The sequence below is a fragment of the Massilia sp. DD77 genome (genome assembly GCF_036961685.1).
Classification (GTDB): domain Bacteria; phylum Pseudomonadota; class Gammaproteobacteria; order Burkholderiales; family Burkholderiaceae_D; genus Telluria.
In genome coordinates this window covers 186,762-202,270 of sequence record NZ_JBAMDH010000002.1, presented here as the reverse complement: position 1 = coordinate 202,270, position 15,509 = coordinate 186,762, and the positions used below count along the sequence as shown (strand labels likewise).

The following is a 15,509-nucleotide window of genomic DNA, read 5'->3' as shown; positions in this document are numbered from 1 at the left end:
CGGACGGAATTCGTCGGCAGCGTAAGGTGGGGAGAAGAGAAAGGCGCCAGGCTGGGCGCCACGCCCGCGTCCAGCACGGCGCCGAAGCGTTCGGCGGCGGCCAGGGCCGGCGCCTGGCGGGCAGGATCCGGCGCGGGCGCAGGCAGCAGCGGCTGCCAGGCGGGAGGCGAGGTCTCGAAGTGGCTGGCGTAGTCGATCGCGATGCTCTCGAATTCCTGCTCGCGGCCGGTGGCCTGGTACAGGTCGAACAGCATCCACCACGGCAGGCGCTCGTGGCGCCCCAGGGTGGCCAGGCTGTCGCGCAGCAGCTGCTCGGCCAGCGGCGCCTGGCCATTGGCGTACAGGATGGCGCTTTCCTCGACCGCCGGGGCGCTGGCGGGCGCGGCCGCCGGCTCGGGGGCTTCCTCGGGTTCGGCCGGGCCGTCGAAGGCGGCTGCCGTGGCGGCCGGGCGGCGGGCGCCGCTGCCCCAGTCGGGCTCGTCGTTGAAGATGCTGGACGCCATCTCGAGCTCGATCTCGTCGATCTTGGCGGCGGTGGCGCGCGCGATCTCGCGCTGGCGCTCGCGCTCGGCTTCGCTGCCCAGGCGCGAGGGTTCGCCGGCGCGCAGCCGGGTCTCGGGCGCCAGGAGGCCTGCGCCCGCATCGTCGTTCTTTCTCTTCAGGAAGGAAAAAAGCCCCATGCTTACCGTGATCCCTTAGCCAGCCCGTCCGTGCAAAACGGTAGCACGGAGCGGATGCCCGCGTGCTGCGCACACGCGGCGGCAGGTAGTGTATCCGAAGGGACACAAAAGTATGCACGCTTGATGAAGGGGACCGTACAAACAAAAAAAGCATGCGAGGGTAGCCGCATGCTTTTTTCGTGGAGCGACAAGTGGGTCAGTCGCCGTAGAGCTTTTGCTTGAGTTCGCGGCGCTGCTGGGCTTCCAGCGACAGCGTCGCGGTCGGACGGGCGATCAGGCGTGGAATGCCGATCGGCTCGCCGGTTTCTTCGCACCAGCCGTACTCGCCGGCCTCGATGGATTGCAGCGACTGCTGCACTTTCTTGAGCAGCTTGCGCTCGCGGTCGCGGGTGCGCAGTTCCAGGGCGTGCTCTTCCTCGATCGTCGCCCGGTCGGCCGGATCCGGTACCAGCACGGTTTCGCGCAGGTGTTCGGTGGTTTCTCCGGCGTTCTTCAGCAGTTCCTTCTCGAGCTCCTGCAGGCGATTCTTGAAAAATGCCAGCTGGGCCGGATTCATGTAGTCGTCGTCGCTCATCGCCCGAATCTCTTCTTCCGTCAGGAGGCGTTCTTCGGGTTGCGCGGTATTCGGTTTCGTTGTTTTAGTCATGATGCCTTCGATACGACAGAGGTTTCATTGTATCAGCTTGCTCAGCCGTGACGCCCCCTTGCGGCTGGCGTGCGCGGGGAGCAGCTGCCTTGATGGCGTCGAGCGCCATCCCTTCTCTCTGGTGGCCGCGAACTGCTTGCCAACTCCTGGGGCAGGTGTCAGGCAGACCGTGGGTTACCAGTAAAACTGATGTAGTTTATACCAAACATTGTTCGAGGCCGCTGATAAAAACGTCCTTTGGTAAATTTTTGCCAATAAACACCATTTTGCTGGCAGGTGTCTCGTTTTCGCCCCATTTCGGCCCTACATCGCTGCCCATGATCTGGTGCACGCCCTGGAACACCACCTTGCGGTCGACGCCCTGCATGCGCAGCACGCCCTTGTAGCGCAGCATTTGCGGCCCGAAGACCTGCACCAGGCTGCCAAGGAACTGTTCCAGGCGTTCCGGGTCAAAGGCGCGCTCGCTCTTGAACACGAAGGCGGCGATGTCGTCAGTATGGTGGCTGTGGTGGTGATCGTGGGCGCAGGCCTCGCCGTGGGCGTGGTCGTGGCCGCAGTGCGCATGGTCGTGCTCGTGGCCATGGTCGTGGCCTTCCTCGACGCGCAGGAAGTCGGGGTCGAGTTCCAGCTTGTCGTTCAGGTTGAAGCCGCGCAGGTCGAGCACGTCCGCGATCGGCGCGCGGCCGAAGTCGCTGGTCGAGATCGGGGCGCGCGGGTTCATGCGGTGCAGGCGCGCCTTGAGCGCATCGACGGCCGCCGCATCGACCAGGTCGGTTTTCGAGAGCAGGATCTTGTCCGCGAAGCCGACCTGGCGCTGGGCTTCCTCGTGCCGGTCCAGCTGGTCCATCGCATGGCGCGCGTCGACCACGGTGACCACGGCGTCGAGCAGGTAGTTAGCGCCCACTTCCTCGTCCACGAAGAAGGTCTGGGCCACCGGGCCGGGATTGGCCAGGCCGGTGGTTTCGATGACCACGCGGTCGAAGCTGATCTCGCCGGCGGCGCGCTTCTGGGCCAAATTGGTCAGCGCCACGATCAGGTCGCCGCGCACGGTGCAGCAGATGCAGCCGTTGTTCATTTCCACGATCTGCTCGCCCGTGTCCTGCACCAGGATCTCGTTGTCGATGTTCTCCTGGCCGAATTCGTTCTCGATGACGGCGATGCGCATGCCGTGCTCTTCCTGCAGGATGCGGTTGAGCAGGGTGGTTTTGCCCGCGCCGAGGAAGCCGGTCAGGATGGTGCTGGGAATCAGGTCCATGGTTCGCTACTCGTTCAGAAGGGTCCGGGATGGAGGTCCGGGGTGGACAGGAGAATCGGGGGATTATGCCGCAATTCCTGCAAGACCACCATCAACCGTCTGAGCGCTTGATAAAGCTCAAGCGACCCTTCCGAGCGAGGCGCGGGTCAAGGAGAGGCCGCCAGTGCCCGCTCGGCCTTGTCCAGGTTGCCGCGGTAGCCGGCCAGGGCTTTACCTGCCTTGCCCTGGGCCTCTGCCAGCGCAAGGGCCTTCTGGAACTGCGCCTTGGCGGCGCCCGCCTGCCCGGTGGCCAGCAAGCCTTCGCCATAGCTGTCCTGGGCATTCGCCGAATCGGCAAAGCGTTCGGCATTCGCCCGCATGACCCGCACCGCCAGCTGCACCTGCTTGCGCGGGCCGAGCAGCTCGTAGGCGATGCGGTTGCGCTCGGCCTCGTCGAAGCCGCTCGCGGCCAGGGCCGCGCCGACGTCGGCGCCATCCTCGGCAAGGCGCTGGAACAAGTCCGCGCGCGCCTGCGCCAGTTTGCGCTTCGCCTCCCGGGCGCCGGCGGTGGCGATCACCTGGCGCACGGCGCTCACGACCAGTTCGGGCTGCTCCAGGTGGATATTGTGGCCGCTGTCGGGCGTGACCACGTGGCTGCCGCTGCTGAACTCGCGGAACAGGCTGTCGTGCAGCCCGCGCCAGACCTTGACCGCGGCCGGCGTTTCCAGGAACAGCTGGGGCGCCTCGCGCTGCTGGACCGAGGTCAGGACGGCGACCGGGACGTCCGGCAGCCGCCCTGGCGTGCCCAGTTCGCCGCGTTCCAGGATCGCCTGCACGCTGCGCAGCTCGGCCCGCATGGCAGGGGGCGTGAAGCCTTCGATGGCGCGGTTGTCGCTGTCGACCCGGGACGCGTCGAGCTTGCGCAGCTCGAGCTCGAAGCGTTCGTGGCTGGGGTCGACGAAGACCATGCCGGCCACCTGCTCCGGATGGCGCGCGGCGTAGCTGCGGATCAGGAAGGCGCCATAGGAATGTCCGACCAGGATGAAGGGTGGCTGCAGCTTGGCCGTGGCAACCAGCTGCTCCAGCTCGCGGGTGCGGGCGGCCAGGTCGACCGGGCCAGGGCGCGCATCGGAGCGGCCGAGTCCGGCACGCGAGTAGGCGACCACGATCGCCGCATCCGCCAGCGCCGGGGCCACGCGCCGCCAGACCGTGAGGTCGCGCCCGAAACCGGCCTCGAGGAGGACGGTATAGCGCCCCGTGCCGAGCGTCGCCATCTGGACCTGGTAGTCGCCGACCTTGATCTGGTCCTGGGCGGGGGCGGGAAGGGCTGCCGCCATCAAGGCGCACAGCAGGACGGCGGCGCCGGGACGGCGCGGAAATGCAAGATGCATGAAGACTCCGGAAATCGTTGCCGCCGTTGCCGCCAGGGGCGACAATCCGACGGCGAGGTCCATTGTAGGAAGCGGGGACCGGACTCGAAACTGTCAAAAATAACAGCCGCAACAGCAGACGGACAGGAGACGCGATGGCAGTGATGGGAGAGGCAGTGACCGGCTGGCGCGGCCGCCACCTGGAAGGAATGGCGCGGGCGCGCGATGCCGACGGCCTGCTCGCCGTCCTGGCCGCGGCGGCGCGCGAGCTCGGTTTCGACTACTGCGCCTACGGCATGCGCCTGCCGCTGCCGCTGTCGAATCCGGCCACCGTGATGGTGAACAATTACCCGCAGGCTTGGCAGGCCCGCTATGCCGCCGCCGGCTACCTGGAGGTCGACCCCACGGTGGCGCACGGCGTCGCCTCGCTCGATCCCCTGGTGTGGAGCGAGCCCCTGTTCGCCGGCGCCCGCCCGCTCTGGGAGGAAGCGCGCGGCCACCAGCTGCGCATCGGCTGGGCCCAGTCCTCGCGTGCGGCCGACGGCAGCGCCGGCATGCTGACCCTGGCCCGCTCGCACGAGCGGCTTTCCGACACCGAGCTGGCGCGCAGCGAACGCGACATGATCTGGCTGGCGCACGCGGCGCACGAAGCCATGGTCCGGCTGCAGGGACAGAAGCGGCCGCAAGCCCCGCTCAGCGTGCGCGAAGCCGAAGTGCTGCGCTGGATGGCGGACGGCAAGACCTCGAGCGAGGCCGCCATCATCCTGGGCCTGTCGGAACGCACGGTGAACTTCCACGTGGCGAACGCCCTGCTTAAGCTGGGCGCGGCCAACAAGACCGCCGCCGTGGTCAAGGCCGCCTTGCTGGGCCTGCTCTGAGATGGCACCACCCGTACAAGCGCAAGCGCAGGCACAAGCGAAATTCGATCCCCTGTCGATCCAGGCGGGGGACATCATCTTTGTGCTTCCCAAGGCCTCGGGCTGGTCCTGGCTGAAGCAGCTGGCCAATGTCCAAGGGCAGCATGTGCTGGCGAAACTACGCAGGTCGAAGCGGCTGGGGCTGGCAGCAAGGGTGCGCAAGTACTCGCACGTCATGCTGGGCGCGGGCGATGGGCTCATCATCCACGCCGACGGCAAGACAGTGGCGCTGGAAGTCGTGACCGATGCCCTGGACTTCGCCTCGACCAGCTACCAGGTGTTCCGGCGCTCCGGCCTGCCGGCGGCGACGGGGGGCCAGGTGGCCAGGGCGGGCATCCGCTATATGCAGCAGAAATACAGCTTCGCCACTTATTTCAAGAAAGCCAGGGACACCGACACGACCCAGTTCTGCTCGCGGCTGGTGGCGCATGCCTACCGCTCGGCCGGCATGCCCTTGAGCGAACTTGCCGACAAGGACGTGCTGCCGCTGGACCTGTATCTGCTGTGCCAGGGCACGCCCTGGACGGATGTGACCTTGGAGACCATGGCCGCGCCCCTGCCGCCGGAGGTCGATGCGATCGCGGGCGAGATCGAGATTCCGGGCCAGGAAAGCCTGTCCATGTCGGCGTTTTTCGACCGGACCGACGAGCTGCTGCGCGATGCCGCGCAGTCGCACAAACGCTTCCAGGAGTTGCAGCACAAGAGTTACCGCGACATGCTGAGCGTGGAAGCCCTGCTCGTCCAATACTGCGCGGCCATGTTCATGCATGCCAAGCTGTTGCGGGCCGAGCCTGGCGCCATCGAGGACAGCTTCGCCGCCACGATCACCCGGGTACTTGCCCAGGTCGATACCCTGCTGGACCTGGCCTCCTTGCCGGACATCGACCTGCTGGTCGAGAACACGCTCATCAATACCGACACCGGTTCCGCCGACAGCGCGTATGCGGGCATGCCGACCCCGGCCGCCATCCGGGAAATGCAGACCGGCCGCGAAACCCTCCGCTGCTACGCCTATCTGCTGCTGGCGGAACTGGGGCTGCTCGGCATCGTTGCGCACGCCGTTCCGCACGAAAAATTCGACGCCTTCAAACCCGTCAAACCCGAATATGCAAACGGTTTTCTGGCCGCGCTGGTCCAGAACGGCAAGCTGAAGGCGTACCAGGAAGCCGCGCATCCCTTTGCCTGGGTCGACGACGATGCCGATCGCGATTTCTGCCGCAACGCCTACAGGAACATCCTTGCCTTGCTGGAGCTTATCCGGATCGCGACCGCCCGGCAGGCTTGACGCCGGCTACTTGGACTTGGCGCGCGGATGGGCGCGGTCATACACCGCCGCCAGGTGCTGGAAGTCGAGCGAGGTGTAGACCTGGGTCGAGGTGATGCTGGCATGCCCGAGCAATTCCTGCACCGCACGCAGGTCGCCCGAGGATTGGAGCAGGTGCGAGGCGAAGGAGTGGCGCAGCACGTGCGGATGCACGTGTACCGGGCTGCCGGCGCGCAGGGCGTGCTGCTTGAGGCGCTGCTGCACCACGCGCGGCGTGATGCGGGTGGCGCGCGCCGATAAAAACAAGGCGGCGCTGCCGTCGCGCGCGCCGGGGCGCACCGCCAGCCAGGCGTCGAGCGCCGCGCGCGCGGGGCCGCCGACCGGCACCCGGCGCATCTTGCCGCCCTTGCCGGTAACGACCACCTCGCCCGCTTCGCGGTCCAGCCAGCCGAGCGAGGCCGCCTGGCCGGCTTGCGCTTCCGTGTAGGCCAGGTCCAGGCCGCTCAGTTCCGATACCCGCAGTCCGCTCGAATACAGCAGCTCGAACATGGCACGGTTACACAGCTCGAAGGGTTCCGGGTAGCCGTGGACATTGGCTTCCATCAGCTGCACGGCGGCGTCCACCGCCAATGCCTTGGGCAGGGTCTTGGGACGTTTCGGGGCGCGCACGCCCTCGACCGGGTTGGCCGGCAGCGCCACGTGGCGCGCCAGCCATTCATAGAAGCCGCGCCAGCCCGAGAGCTTGCGCGCGATCGAGCGCGCCGACTGGCCGCCGGCATGCAGCTTGGCCGCGAAGCGGCGGATGTCGAAATGGGTCAGGCGCGGCCAGTCGCTGTGGCCGGCCAGCCGGCCGAGTTCGTGGAGGTCGCGCCGGTAGGCCTCGACGGTGTGCGGCGACAGCTGGCGCTGGGTGGACAGTTCGCCCAGATAACGCGCGGCCCAGTCGGTGGCGTCGGCCGGCGCGCTCATGCTGTCCTTGCCTTGGGCGCGGCTCAGGCGCGCAGCGGGGCCAGCGCGGTGCTGGCGGTGGCGGCGATGTGGACCAGGAACTCGGTCCCCATCACGGTGGTGAAGCGGTCCGGATCGGGCGAGCCCAGCACCAGCATGCCGAAGGTCTGGCCCGGCTGGCCCAGGGGCAGCATCACGGTCGAGCGCACGGCGGACGGGTCGTCCAGCCAGCGCACCGCTTCGAAGTCGTTGTTGGGGCCGCAGTAGGGCGCGCGCAGGCTGTTGGCGAAGATGCGCGCATCGTCCGACACGCCGCCGGTGAACCACTCGCCGGCATGGTCCGGCGCCACGTTCCACAGGCGCAAGCTCACCTGGGGCACCGAGAAGTGGATGCGCAGGCCCTCGGCCAGGTCGCGCGCCATCGCCGCGCCGCCCTTCGACACCAGCAGGGCCTGGGTCCAGGCGTGGAAGCGGTTGGCGATGGCGGCGTTTTCCTCGGCGCGGCGGGTCAGCTCGGCCAGGCGCAGTTCGAGGGCGCGGTATTTGTCGCGCATGACTTCCATCTGGCGCTCCTGCAGCGACACGGCGCGGCCGGTCAGCGGGCTGGACAGTTTGACCTCGCCCAGCAGGCCGGCGTGCTCCTCGAAGAACTGCGGATGGTCGATCAGGTATTGCGCGACGGCGCTGGAGTCCAGGGTGGCGGTGGTCATGTAAATCTTCGGTGGATTAAGTAGGTGCAAGGGGGCATTTTACCCGAGCCGGACGGCGAAACGCCCGGGCAAGAAAAAAGACGCCCGCAGGCGTCTTTCGGACGGCGGGCTTGCGCCCGCCCCAGGTACGGCGTATCAGAAGCGGTGACGGATGCCGACTTGCAGCGCGCGGCCGTCTTCGCCCGGGCCCTTGGTGAAGCCGCCCGGGTTGCCGGCGGTGCCAGGAGCGTACTGGGCTTCGTTCTTGTTCTTGATGTTGGCGACCACGGTGTACAGGTCGGTGCGCTTGGACAGGAAGTGGTCGTAGCCGATCGCGAACAGGTTGGCGTCGCTGTTCGACGCGGTACGGTCGTTCTGGTGCGCGTACGAGGCCATGACGCGGCCGCTGCCGATCTTGTAGTGCAGGCCGAACTGGTAGCTGTTCGCGTCCTGCACGGTGTTGGCGGCGATGGTGCGCGAGAAGAAGGCGCGCAGCGCGGTCTGGTTGGCGGCAGGAACGCCACCGGCGGTCAACTGCGGCACCACGACGCTGTCCCAGCCGGCCAGGTAGTCGGGCAGCAGGGCCGAGTTGGTGTTGCGCTGGCTGTGGAAGCCGGCGAAGATCTTCCACTCGTTCAGGGTGTAGGAGCCGCCCACGGTGGTGGTGCGCAGGCTCGGACGGTCCTGGCGGTCATAGCCGTGGTTGTAGCCGACGCCGACATCGAAGCCGTTGGCCTTATAGGTCACGTGGCCGGCGCGGAACTTATTGTAGCGGCCCAGGTAGCCCGAACCCTTGCCGCCGTACATCAGCGCGGCGCCGATGCCGTTCGGCAGGGCGATGCGGTACTGGACCGATTCCTGCGAGCGGATATCGGCGCTCAGGGCGGTGAAGCCGGCGGTGCCGCCGGTCACATGGCCCCAGGTGCCCGCGGTGCCCGACTCGAAGGTGTCGGCCATGTTGAAGACTTCATAGCCCGGGGTGTACATGCGGCCGATCAGGAAGGCGCCGACCGGGGTGACCAGGCCAACCATCGCCATGCGGTCGAACAGCGCGCGTTCCTGGTTGACGGCCGGGCCGCCAGGCGGCTGGATGGCGGCCTGCAGGCCGGTCAGCAGGCGGTCGCGGACGGGTGCCGGGAGGGGCATGGCATTCATGCCGCGCAGCAGGTAGCGGCCCGGATTGTCGTTCATCAGGGTCGGCTGCTGGGTGCCGGTGTCGAGCTCGACGCGTGCTTCCAGGTTGAACATCGCCTTGAAGCCGTTGCCCAGGTCTTCAGTACCCTTGAAGCCGATGCGCGAACCGTCGGCGCCGCCGCTGTAGATCTTGGTCGGGCCGCCTTTCTGGAACATCACGCCGGCGTCGGCGATGCCATAGATCTGGACGCTGGACTGGGCCAGGGCGGAAGTGGCAAAGGTGGCGCCGAGCAGGGCGGCGATGAGGCTCTTCTTCATTGGGTCTCCGTTTATGTTCTTGGCTAGCGAGTTGCTTTAACTCACCTTGCCAATATGCCATCCGTCTTGCGCCCTGTACAGAACGCTCGTGCGGAAAGTTGATGAAGTCGGCTTCTCGTTGTGAAAACACTACAAGGAGCGAGGTAAACGACAAAGGCGGACATGGTTTCCCACGTCCGCCCCCTGGTCTGGCGCGGCGGACAGCAGCCGCTTGGCGCTTAGAACGAGTGGTTGATGCCCACGTCGTAGTGGTTCACGGTCGACGGCACGGCGCTCATGCCCTTCTTGCGCGATGCGTCCACGTACAGGTAGGTGCGTTTCGACAGGCTGTACTCGTAGCCCAGCGAGAACTGCTTGACCTTCTGCAGGCCGTCGGTGTCCTTTTGACCATAGCCGGCCAGGAACTTGCCCGGACCCATGCTGTAGTTGGCGCCCAGCACCCACGACTTGGTGTCGGCGTTGAGGATGCGGTTGTGCTCCTGGTCCTGCTTGCTGTAGGTCCCCATCAGCTTCAGTTCCGGGGTGGCGTTGACCGACGCGCCGATCGACCAGACTTTCGATTCGATCGCGTTGCGCTCGTAGCCGGCCATGAAGGCCGCCGGGCCGTTGTTGTAGGTCGCGCTGACCGAGAACGGGTTGGCCGAGGCTTCGGCACCGACCGGGTATTGCGGCGCGGCCGCGGTGCCGCGGCCGATCACGGCTGCGCCGCCGGTGTTTTCCTTGGTGGCGATCGCGGTGTTCAGCTGGAAGCCGCTGACGATCGGCGAGTTGTACCAGACGGCGTTGCTCCAGCGGTTATGCGAGGCGCCCGACGGGTCCAGTGGCTGCGAGGTGTAGCCGGCGACGCTCAGGTCGGTGTAGAAACCGGAAGGCGAGGGCAGCGCGTGGAAGGGCTCGAAGGCGCCGATGGTTTCGTGGTACGGGGTCAGGCCGCGGCCGATGCGCAGCATGCCGAAGTCGCCTTGCAGGCCGACGCGGCTCTGGCCCTGGAACAGCTGGCGCTGCACGCCGTTGCCGCCCACTTCGAGGGTGCCGGTGTCCGGCTCGTAGCGGATTTCGAGCTGGAACAGCGCCTTCAGGCCGTTGCCCAGCTCTTCAGTGCCTTTGAATCCCAGGGTGTTGGCGGCGCGCTTGCCGATGTTCAGGGACTGGCCGGTACGCTTGACGATGCCGGCATCGAGGTTGCCGTAGATCTGTACCGAGGTTTGCGCGTGGGCCGCGCCGGCGAACGCGCCAAGCAGTGCGGCGGCCAGGAGGGATTTCTTCATTATTCGTGTTCCTTGATTAAGTTACGCTTCATCCTGAGCATTGAGACATGTGCTGAATCCTCGGATGCGTGCACCTTAATAGTTTCCTGCGACAAGATTGACTGATTGGTCAATTATGGCGGGCGCACTTGGTGGAAAGCCAATAAATCCAATTGTGCTGTTGTTTTTTTGAAACGTGCGTCATTCAGGATGTAACACATTTGCAGCGGCATGAATGGTGGGGCGCGCGTCAGCCGGCGGATGCCCGGCGTGAGACCGAACGGCCCGGCGCGCTCGGTCTCGCCGGCCCAGCTTGCCGACTTCGCGCGCCCCTGTCGCCCTCCCGGCTACTACAGCCCAGCCCGGTTTTCAGCGTTTGCGGAGGCGCAAACAATGCCATGGCTTGAAACGAATCGGACCCGGCCACGGCTTAGACTCTGCCCACATCCCCGTGCGTGGCGACGCAGTTTGTCAATACCTTGTATATTGGCAACTTTTCCGCCGAGCCGGCCTGGCTCGCGCCCTAGTCTGCTGTTGTGCGTCGCCGCTGTGCTTTTGCCGACCTGACTTACCGATGGTTTATTCGAACAATGGCTAACCGCGAAGAACTGGCGATCATCCGCAACGCCCGGGCCGGGCAGGCTGCCGCCCAGCTCGAGCTGGGCAAGCTCTACCTGTTCGGCAGCACCGGACTGCCGCAGAGCCTGCCGACCGCCCTGCACTGGCTGGAGCGGGCCGCGAAGCAGGACTGCGCCCCTGCGTGGCAATTGATCGGCAATCATATTCCGTTTGAACTGGCCCAGCGCAACGGCCCGGAGCTGCTGTCCTGGTACCAACGCGCCTATGACGACGGCAGCGTCCATGCCGGACTGGTGTTCGCCCAGCTGGTGCTGGACGCCGGCTCTGCCGCCCCGCCGGATGCCCGCGCCAAGGCCTTGCGCGCGTTGCAGGACGCCGCGCGCGCCGGGTTCGCCCATGCGCAGTGGCTGCTGGCCCAGCAGCAGGGCCCGGTGTCCGGTGCGCCCGCCACGGTTCCCGCCCCGGCATCCGTGCCCGCTGCGCCCGTTTCCGCGCTGCGCCCGGCCGCTCCCACGTCCTCTCCCACGGCCGCCGCCATGTCCGCCCCGGCGCCGCGCGACGCGGGCGCGCCGTCCAGCTGGCTGCAGCGCGCCGCCGGCAATGGCGTGGGGGCCGCCCAGTACGTGATGCTCGAGCAGGCCTGGGACACCGGCCAGGCCCGGGATTACCTGGAGCGCGCGCTGCCGCTGGCGCGCGAGCTGGTGCAGCTCCGGGCCGAGCAGGGCGAGCTGCGGCGCTTCGCGCCCGACGAGATCGCCTTGCTGTCGCGCTGCGCCCGCCTGCTCGATGGCGGCGGCACACATGGCCTGGCGCCGGGCGCGGACGAACCCGACTGCTTCTGGGAACTGGCGGCGGCCGAGCATGACCGCCATGCCCAGCTGGCGATGGGCTTGCGCTGCGCCCGGATGCAGGTCGACGGCCGCCGGATCGCCGGCGGCAAGGGAGGGGAGCGCAGCGCCCCGGCCTGGCGCGGCCCGGCCTGGCACGGCCCGGCCAATTTCAAGAAGGCGATCCGCTGGCTGACCCTGGCCGGCGAGCAGGGCCTGGCCGAAGCCTGGTATGCGCTGTCGCGTATCTTTATCAAGCCGGAATTCTCCCAGCGCAATATCGCCGATGCGCAAAAATACCTGGAGCGGGCGGCCGAGATGGGTTACCGCGAGGCCCAGCTCGAATGCGGCCACAACGCCTGGCGCGCGCGGCGCGAGAACGAGAACAACGACGTGCGGGCGGCCTACTGGCTGCAGAAGGCGGCGGCCCAGGGTTCGAGCGAGGCCGGCGCGCTGCTGGCGCGCATCGCACCGCGTCCGGCCACGCCCCTGTACACGGAAACCGGCGCCCTGCTGGCGGCGCGCACCGGCGCGGCGCGCAGCGTCCTGCAGCAGGCCCATCCGCTGCTGAGCGCCAGGCTCGAGCTGGCCGCCCTGTTCGGGCTGACGCGCGCCGAAGCCCTGCTGCTGGACGTGAAGGCGGCCGACCAGGGGCATTGCCTGGTGATCGATATCCGCGCCAGCTATGGGCGCAGCAAGCGCCGCCTGGTGCTGGTCGAACCGGGCGCGGAGCGCCTGGCGCTCGACCGCATCGTGCGCATGTTCGACCACGTCGATTGCGGACCGTCCGGGCCCGAAGGAAATTACCGCCAGCGCCTGTACCGCTTGCGTACCGTGCTGGGAACGGCGGCGGCAGGCGAGGAGGACGAGGCGCCCGGCCGGCCGGTATCCGGGGCAGGGACGCCCGCCGGGACGTCGCCTACAGAAACGCCCGGGGCAGGATCTTCGGACACAGGAGCGCCTGGCGGGACGGCCGACATCGGCCTGGCGGCCTGAGCGCCGGCGCCAGGGACGTCAGATCTCGACTTCGCCTTCGAACACGGTCACCGCCGGACCGCTGAGGTAGACCGGCTGGCCCGGTCCCGCCCATGCGATGCTCAGCTCGCCGCCCCGCGCCGACACGCGTACCGGCGAATCGAGCAGGCCGCGGCGGATGCCGGCCACCACCGCCGCGCAGGCGCCGGTGCCGCAGGCCAGGGTCTCGCCCGCGCCGCGCTCGAACACGCGCAGGCGGATGTGATGGCGGTCCAGCACCTGCATGTAGCCGGCGTTGACCCGTTTCGGGAAGCGCGGGTGGGTTTCGATCAGCGGGCCGTTCTGGGCCACGGGAGCGCTGTCGACGTCGTCGACCACCTGCACCGCATGCGGATTGCCCATCGAGACCACCGACACGAACACGGTCTTCCCCTGTACCGGCAGCGGCCACAGGGTGTCCTCGCCTTCGGCCCAGCCGGCCAGGCCGGCGGTATCGAAGGGCACCTCGCCCGGTTCCAGGCGCGGCGCGCCCATGTCCACGGTGATGCTGCCGTCGTCTTCCATGCGCGGGTTGATGATGCCCGACATGGTCTGGACGCGGATGCTGCGCTCCCGGCTCAAGCCCTTGTCGACCACGAAGCGCACGAAGGCGCGCGAGCCGTTGCCGCACTGTTCGACTTCGCTGCCGTCGTTGTTGAAGATGCGGTAGCGGAAATCCACCCCCGGCTCGCTCGGACGCTCGACGATCAGGATCTGGTCGGCGCCGATGCCGAAGCGGCGGTCGGCCAGGCGGCGCCATTGTTCGGTGCTCAGCGAGACGTCCTGGTTGATGGCGTCGACCACGATGAAATCGTTGCCTGCGCCGTGCATCTTGGTGAATGTCAGTTTCATGGCAGCGTGGTGTGATTACTCAGTAAAGCGAAGGCTCGCCCGGCGGGCGGGTCTTGAAACGCTTGTGGGTCCAGAAGTATTGCTCCGGCGCTTCGCGCACACGGTCCTCGATGAAGGCATTCATGCGGCGCGTCGCCGCGATCATGTCCTCGCCGGGGTAATTCTCCCACGAAGGGTAGAACACCACACGCCAGCCCTGGTAATTCGGCAGGTAGGTAGCGATCACCGGGATCACCTTGGCGCCGGTGGTGGCCGCGATGCGGCCCATGGCCGTGAGGGTGGCGGCCGGGATGCCGAAGAAGGGCACGAACTCGGCATCCTTCTCGCCGAAGTCCATGTCCGGCAGCATGAAGTAGGGCAGGCCGTCGCGCAGGGCGCGCAGGATAGGCTTGATGCCTTCCTTGCGCGTCACCAGGCGCACCGGGCCGTAGCGTTCGCGTCCGTGGCGCAGCAGCTTGTCGAAGGACTCGTTTTTCTGCGGCACGTACATGCTGCACACGGGGATCACGCGCGCGGCCACGCCGGCCACGTCCAGGCACACGAAGTGCGGGCACAGCAGGATGGTGGGGCCGGCTTCCATCTCGGCCTGGGGCACCGCCGGCTCGACCCGGATCAGGCTGCGCACGCGCTCCTCCGGCGCCCACCACAGGATCGAGCGCTCGAAAATGCTGCGTGCATACGCGCGGAAATGGCGGTGTGCGATGTCGCGGCGCTGGGCCTCGTCCAGCTCCGGCATGCACAGGCGCAGGTTGGTCAGGGCGATGTGGCGGCGCTTGCCGAGGATCAGGAACATCAGGCTGCCGACCGCCTCGCCCAGGCGCCCCAGGATGGGGAGCGGGAGGAAGTGCAGCAGCCACATGACGAAGATCAGGGCTCTCATGGCGCCACCTCGGCGTCCGGCGCCGCCACGCCTTCCGGCTGCTTGTAGCGGTTGTAGCTCCAGAAATACTGGGCCGGGCAGCGCGCGATCAGTTGCTCCATCGCGCGGTTGATGGCCGCGGCCTGCTCGGCCGGGGTGCCCGACAGCTCCCCCTCGAAGGGCACGAAGCGCACCGTATAGCCGGCGCCGTGCGGCCGGCGTTCGGCATAGACCAGCAGGATGTCGGCCTTGCCCAGCTGGGCCAGCTTGGCCGGGAGGGTCATGGTATAGGCGTTGCGGCCGAACCAGGGCGCCCAGGCGCCTTCGCCTTCCTGCGGCACCTGGTCGGGCAGGATGCCGATCGGCTGGCCGCTTTTGAGGGTCTTGGCCAGGATGCGCACACCGGCCAGGGTGGCCGGGGCCAGGTGCAGGTTGTGGCGCGCGCGGGCGCCTTCGACCAGCGGCTTGAGCGCGCTCTTGCGCGGCGGCCGGTACATGACCGTCAGGGCGGTGTGCAGCGCGATCTGCTGGGCGGTCATCTCGAAACAGCCGAGGTGTGGCGTCAGGAACACAATCCCGCGGCCGGCGTCCAGCCTGGCCTGGACCAGTTCCCAGTTCTCGACCGATGCATGACGTGCAACACGTTCCGGCTTGGCGCACCACACGAAAGCCAGCTCGACGATCGCCTTGCCGGCTTCGGAGACGGCCGCGCGCCAGTGGGCCTCATAGCCGGCCTGGCGCAGGTTGGCGCGCAGCCGGCGCCGGTAGGAGGGCGACAGCCCATAGACGAGCCAGCCCAGCGCCGCACCCAGGGCATGCAGGGCTGGCAAGGGAAACACGGACAGGATACGGAAGAGGACGACTAGCATGCGTTTGATCAGGTTGAAAGGTGTGCGAGTTTCCACACCAAAATTCACAAGGAGCGTAAAAT

Annotated in this window: 13 protein-coding genes and 1 pseudogene; 3 read left to right on the top strand and 11 right to left on the bottom strand. The window is 67.5% G+C overall.

The annotated features are described in order from the left end of the window. The 4 genes and pseudogenes from V7778_RS02000 to V7778_RS01985 form a co-directional block, all read right to left on the bottom strand. Positions 1-680: pseudogene (locus V7778_RS02000) on the bottom strand (STAS domain-containing protein); the annotation flags it as partial. 196 nt (positions 681-876) lie between these two features. Next, positions 877-1,326, bottom strand: coding sequence for an RNA polymerase-binding protein DksA (gene dksA / locus V7778_RS01995; RefSeq protein WP_026354555.1), 450 nt, complete (start codon positions 1,324-1,326; stop codon positions 877-879). Positions 1,327-1,522: 196 nt separating this feature from the next. Beyond that, on the bottom strand, positions 1,523-2,581 hold the full coding sequence (locus tag V7778_RS01990) for a CobW family GTP-binding protein (protein ID WP_335551675.1): 1,059 nt from the start codon (positions 2,579-2,581) through the stop codon (positions 1,523-1,525). A 146-nt stretch (positions 2,582-2,727) separates the two neighbouring features. Then, entirely contained in the window at positions 2,728-3,951 is a 1,224-nt protein-coding gene (locus tag V7778_RS01985) for an alpha/beta fold hydrolase (RefSeq protein ID WP_335551674.1), read from the bottom strand. Positions 3,952-4,085: 134 nt separating this feature from the next. On the opposite strand from V7778_RS01985, the gene V7778_RS01980 reads away from it, so the two are divergent. Together V7778_RS01980 and V7778_RS01975 are read left to right on the top strand one after the other, a co-directional pair. After that, positions 4,086-4,808, top strand: a complete 723-nt coding sequence (locus tag V7778_RS01980; protein ID WP_335551673.1) for an autoinducer binding domain-containing protein — start codon at positions 4,086-4,088, stop codon at positions 4,806-4,808. A gap of 1 nt (position 4,809) precedes the next feature. Next, positions 4,810-6,132 carry a hypothetical protein gene (locus tag V7778_RS01975; RefSeq protein WP_335551672.1) on the top strand — a complete coding sequence of 441 codons (1,323 nt, stop codon included), beginning with the start codon at positions 4,810-4,812 and terminating at the stop codon, positions 6,130-6,132. A gap of 6 nt (positions 6,133-6,138) precedes the next feature. Here V7778_RS01975 and V7778_RS01970 read toward each other — a convergent pair whose 3' ends face one another. From V7778_RS01970 to V7778_RS01955, 4 genes are all read right to left on the bottom strand, one after another. Further along, entirely contained in the window at positions 6,139-7,080 is a 942-nt protein-coding gene (locus tag V7778_RS01970; protein WP_335551671.1) for a tyrosine recombinase XerC, read from the bottom strand. Between the two features lie 23 nt (positions 7,081-7,103). Further along, positions 7,104-7,769 (bottom strand): DUF484 family protein, encoded by a 666-nt coding sequence (locus V7778_RS01965; RefSeq protein WP_211522152.1) that lies wholly within the window; start codon positions 7,767-7,769, stop codon positions 7,104-7,106. Between the two features lie 135 nt (positions 7,770-7,904). Beyond that, the gene (locus V7778_RS01960) at positions 7,905-9,200 is read right to left on the bottom strand and encodes a porin (RefSeq protein WP_335551670.1); all 1,296 of its coding nucleotides are present in this window, start codon (positions 9,198-9,200) and stop codon (positions 7,905-7,907) included. A gap of 218 nt (positions 9,201-9,418) precedes the next feature. Next, complete coding sequence (locus V7778_RS01955; RefSeq protein ID WP_335551669.1) at positions 9,419-10,468, bottom strand: porin; 1,050 nt, start codon at positions 10,466-10,468, stop codon at positions 9,419-9,421. A gap of 569 nt (positions 10,469-11,037) precedes the next feature. On the opposite strand from V7778_RS01955, the gene V7778_RS01950 reads away from it, so the two are divergent. Next, the gene (locus V7778_RS01950) at positions 11,038-12,849 is read left to right on the top strand and encodes a tetratricopeptide repeat protein (RefSeq protein ID WP_335551668.1); all 1,812 of its coding nucleotides are present in this window, start codon (positions 11,038-11,040) and stop codon (positions 12,847-12,849) included. 18 nt (positions 12,850-12,867) lie between these two features. Here the strand turns inward: V7778_RS01950 and dapF are convergent, their stop codons facing one another. From dapF to V7778_RS01935, 3 genes are read right to left on the bottom strand one after another with little or no spacing between them, the layout of a single operon-like run. Next, a complete protein-coding gene (gene dapF, locus V7778_RS01945) occupies positions 12,868-13,719 on the bottom strand; it encodes a diaminopimelate epimerase (protein ID WP_335551667.1) in 852 nt (283 codons plus the stop codon). A gap of 19 nt (positions 13,720-13,738) precedes the next feature. Continuing rightward, positions 13,739-14,599, bottom strand: a complete 861-nt coding sequence (locus V7778_RS01940) for an LpxL/LpxP family acyltransferase (RefSeq protein WP_335551666.1) — start codon at positions 14,597-14,599, stop codon at positions 13,739-13,741. Beyond that, positions 14,596-15,483, bottom strand: a complete 888-nt coding sequence (locus V7778_RS01935) for a lysophospholipid acyltransferase family protein (RefSeq protein ID WP_335551665.1) — start codon at positions 15,481-15,483, stop codon at positions 14,596-14,598. The genes V7778_RS01940 and V7778_RS01935 overlap by 4 nt, the downstream gene beginning before the upstream one ends. Between the last annotated feature and the right edge of the window lie 26 nt (positions 15,484-15,509).

Excerpts from the sequence above, each read along its gene's own strand:
- V7778_RS01965 (WP_211522152.1), bottom strand. The coding sequence starts at position 7,769 with ATGACCACCGCCACCCTGGACTCCAGCGCCGTCGCGCAATACCTGATC.
- dapF (WP_335551667.1), bottom strand. The coding sequence starts at position 13,719 with ATGAAACTGACATTCACCAAGATGCACGGCGCAGGCAACGATTTCATC.
- V7778_RS01970 (WP_335551671.1), bottom strand. The coding sequence starts at position 7,080 with ATGAGCGCGCCGGCCGACGCCACCGACTGGGCCGCGCGTTATCTGGGC.
- V7778_RS01985 (WP_335551674.1), bottom strand. The coding sequence starts at position 3,951 with ATGCATCTTGCATTTCCGCGCCGTCCCGGCGCCGCCGTCCTGCTGTGC.
- V7778_RS01955 (WP_335551669.1), bottom strand. The coding sequence starts at position 10,468 with ATGAAGAAATCCCTCCTGGCCGCCGCACTGCTTGGCGCGTTCGCCGGC.
- V7778_RS01960 (WP_335551670.1), bottom strand. The coding sequence starts at position 9,200 with ATGAAGAAGAGCCTCATCGCCGCCCTGCTCGGCGCCACCTTTGCCACT.
- dksA (WP_026354555.1), bottom strand. The coding sequence starts at position 1,326 with ATGACTAAAACAACGAAACCGAATACCGCGCAACCCGAAGAACGCCTC.
- V7778_RS01950 (WP_335551668.1), top strand. The coding sequence starts at position 11,038 with ATGGCTAACCGCGAAGAACTGGCGATCATCCGCAACGCCCGGGCCGGG.
- V7778_RS01990 (WP_335551675.1), bottom strand. The coding sequence starts at position 2,581 with ATGGACCTGATTCCCAGCACCATCCTGACCGGCTTCCTCGGCGCGGGC.
- V7778_RS01975 (WP_335551672.1), top strand. The coding sequence starts at position 4,810 with ATGGCACCACCCGTACAAGCGCAAGCGCAGGCACAAGCGAAATTCGAT.
- V7778_RS01940 (WP_335551666.1), bottom strand. The coding sequence starts at position 14,599 with ATGAGAGCCCTGATCTTCGTCATGTGGCTGCTGCACTTCCTCCCGCTC.
- V7778_RS01980 (WP_335551673.1), top strand. The coding sequence starts at position 4,086 with ATGGCAGTGATGGGAGAGGCAGTGACCGGCTGGCGCGGCCGCCACCTG.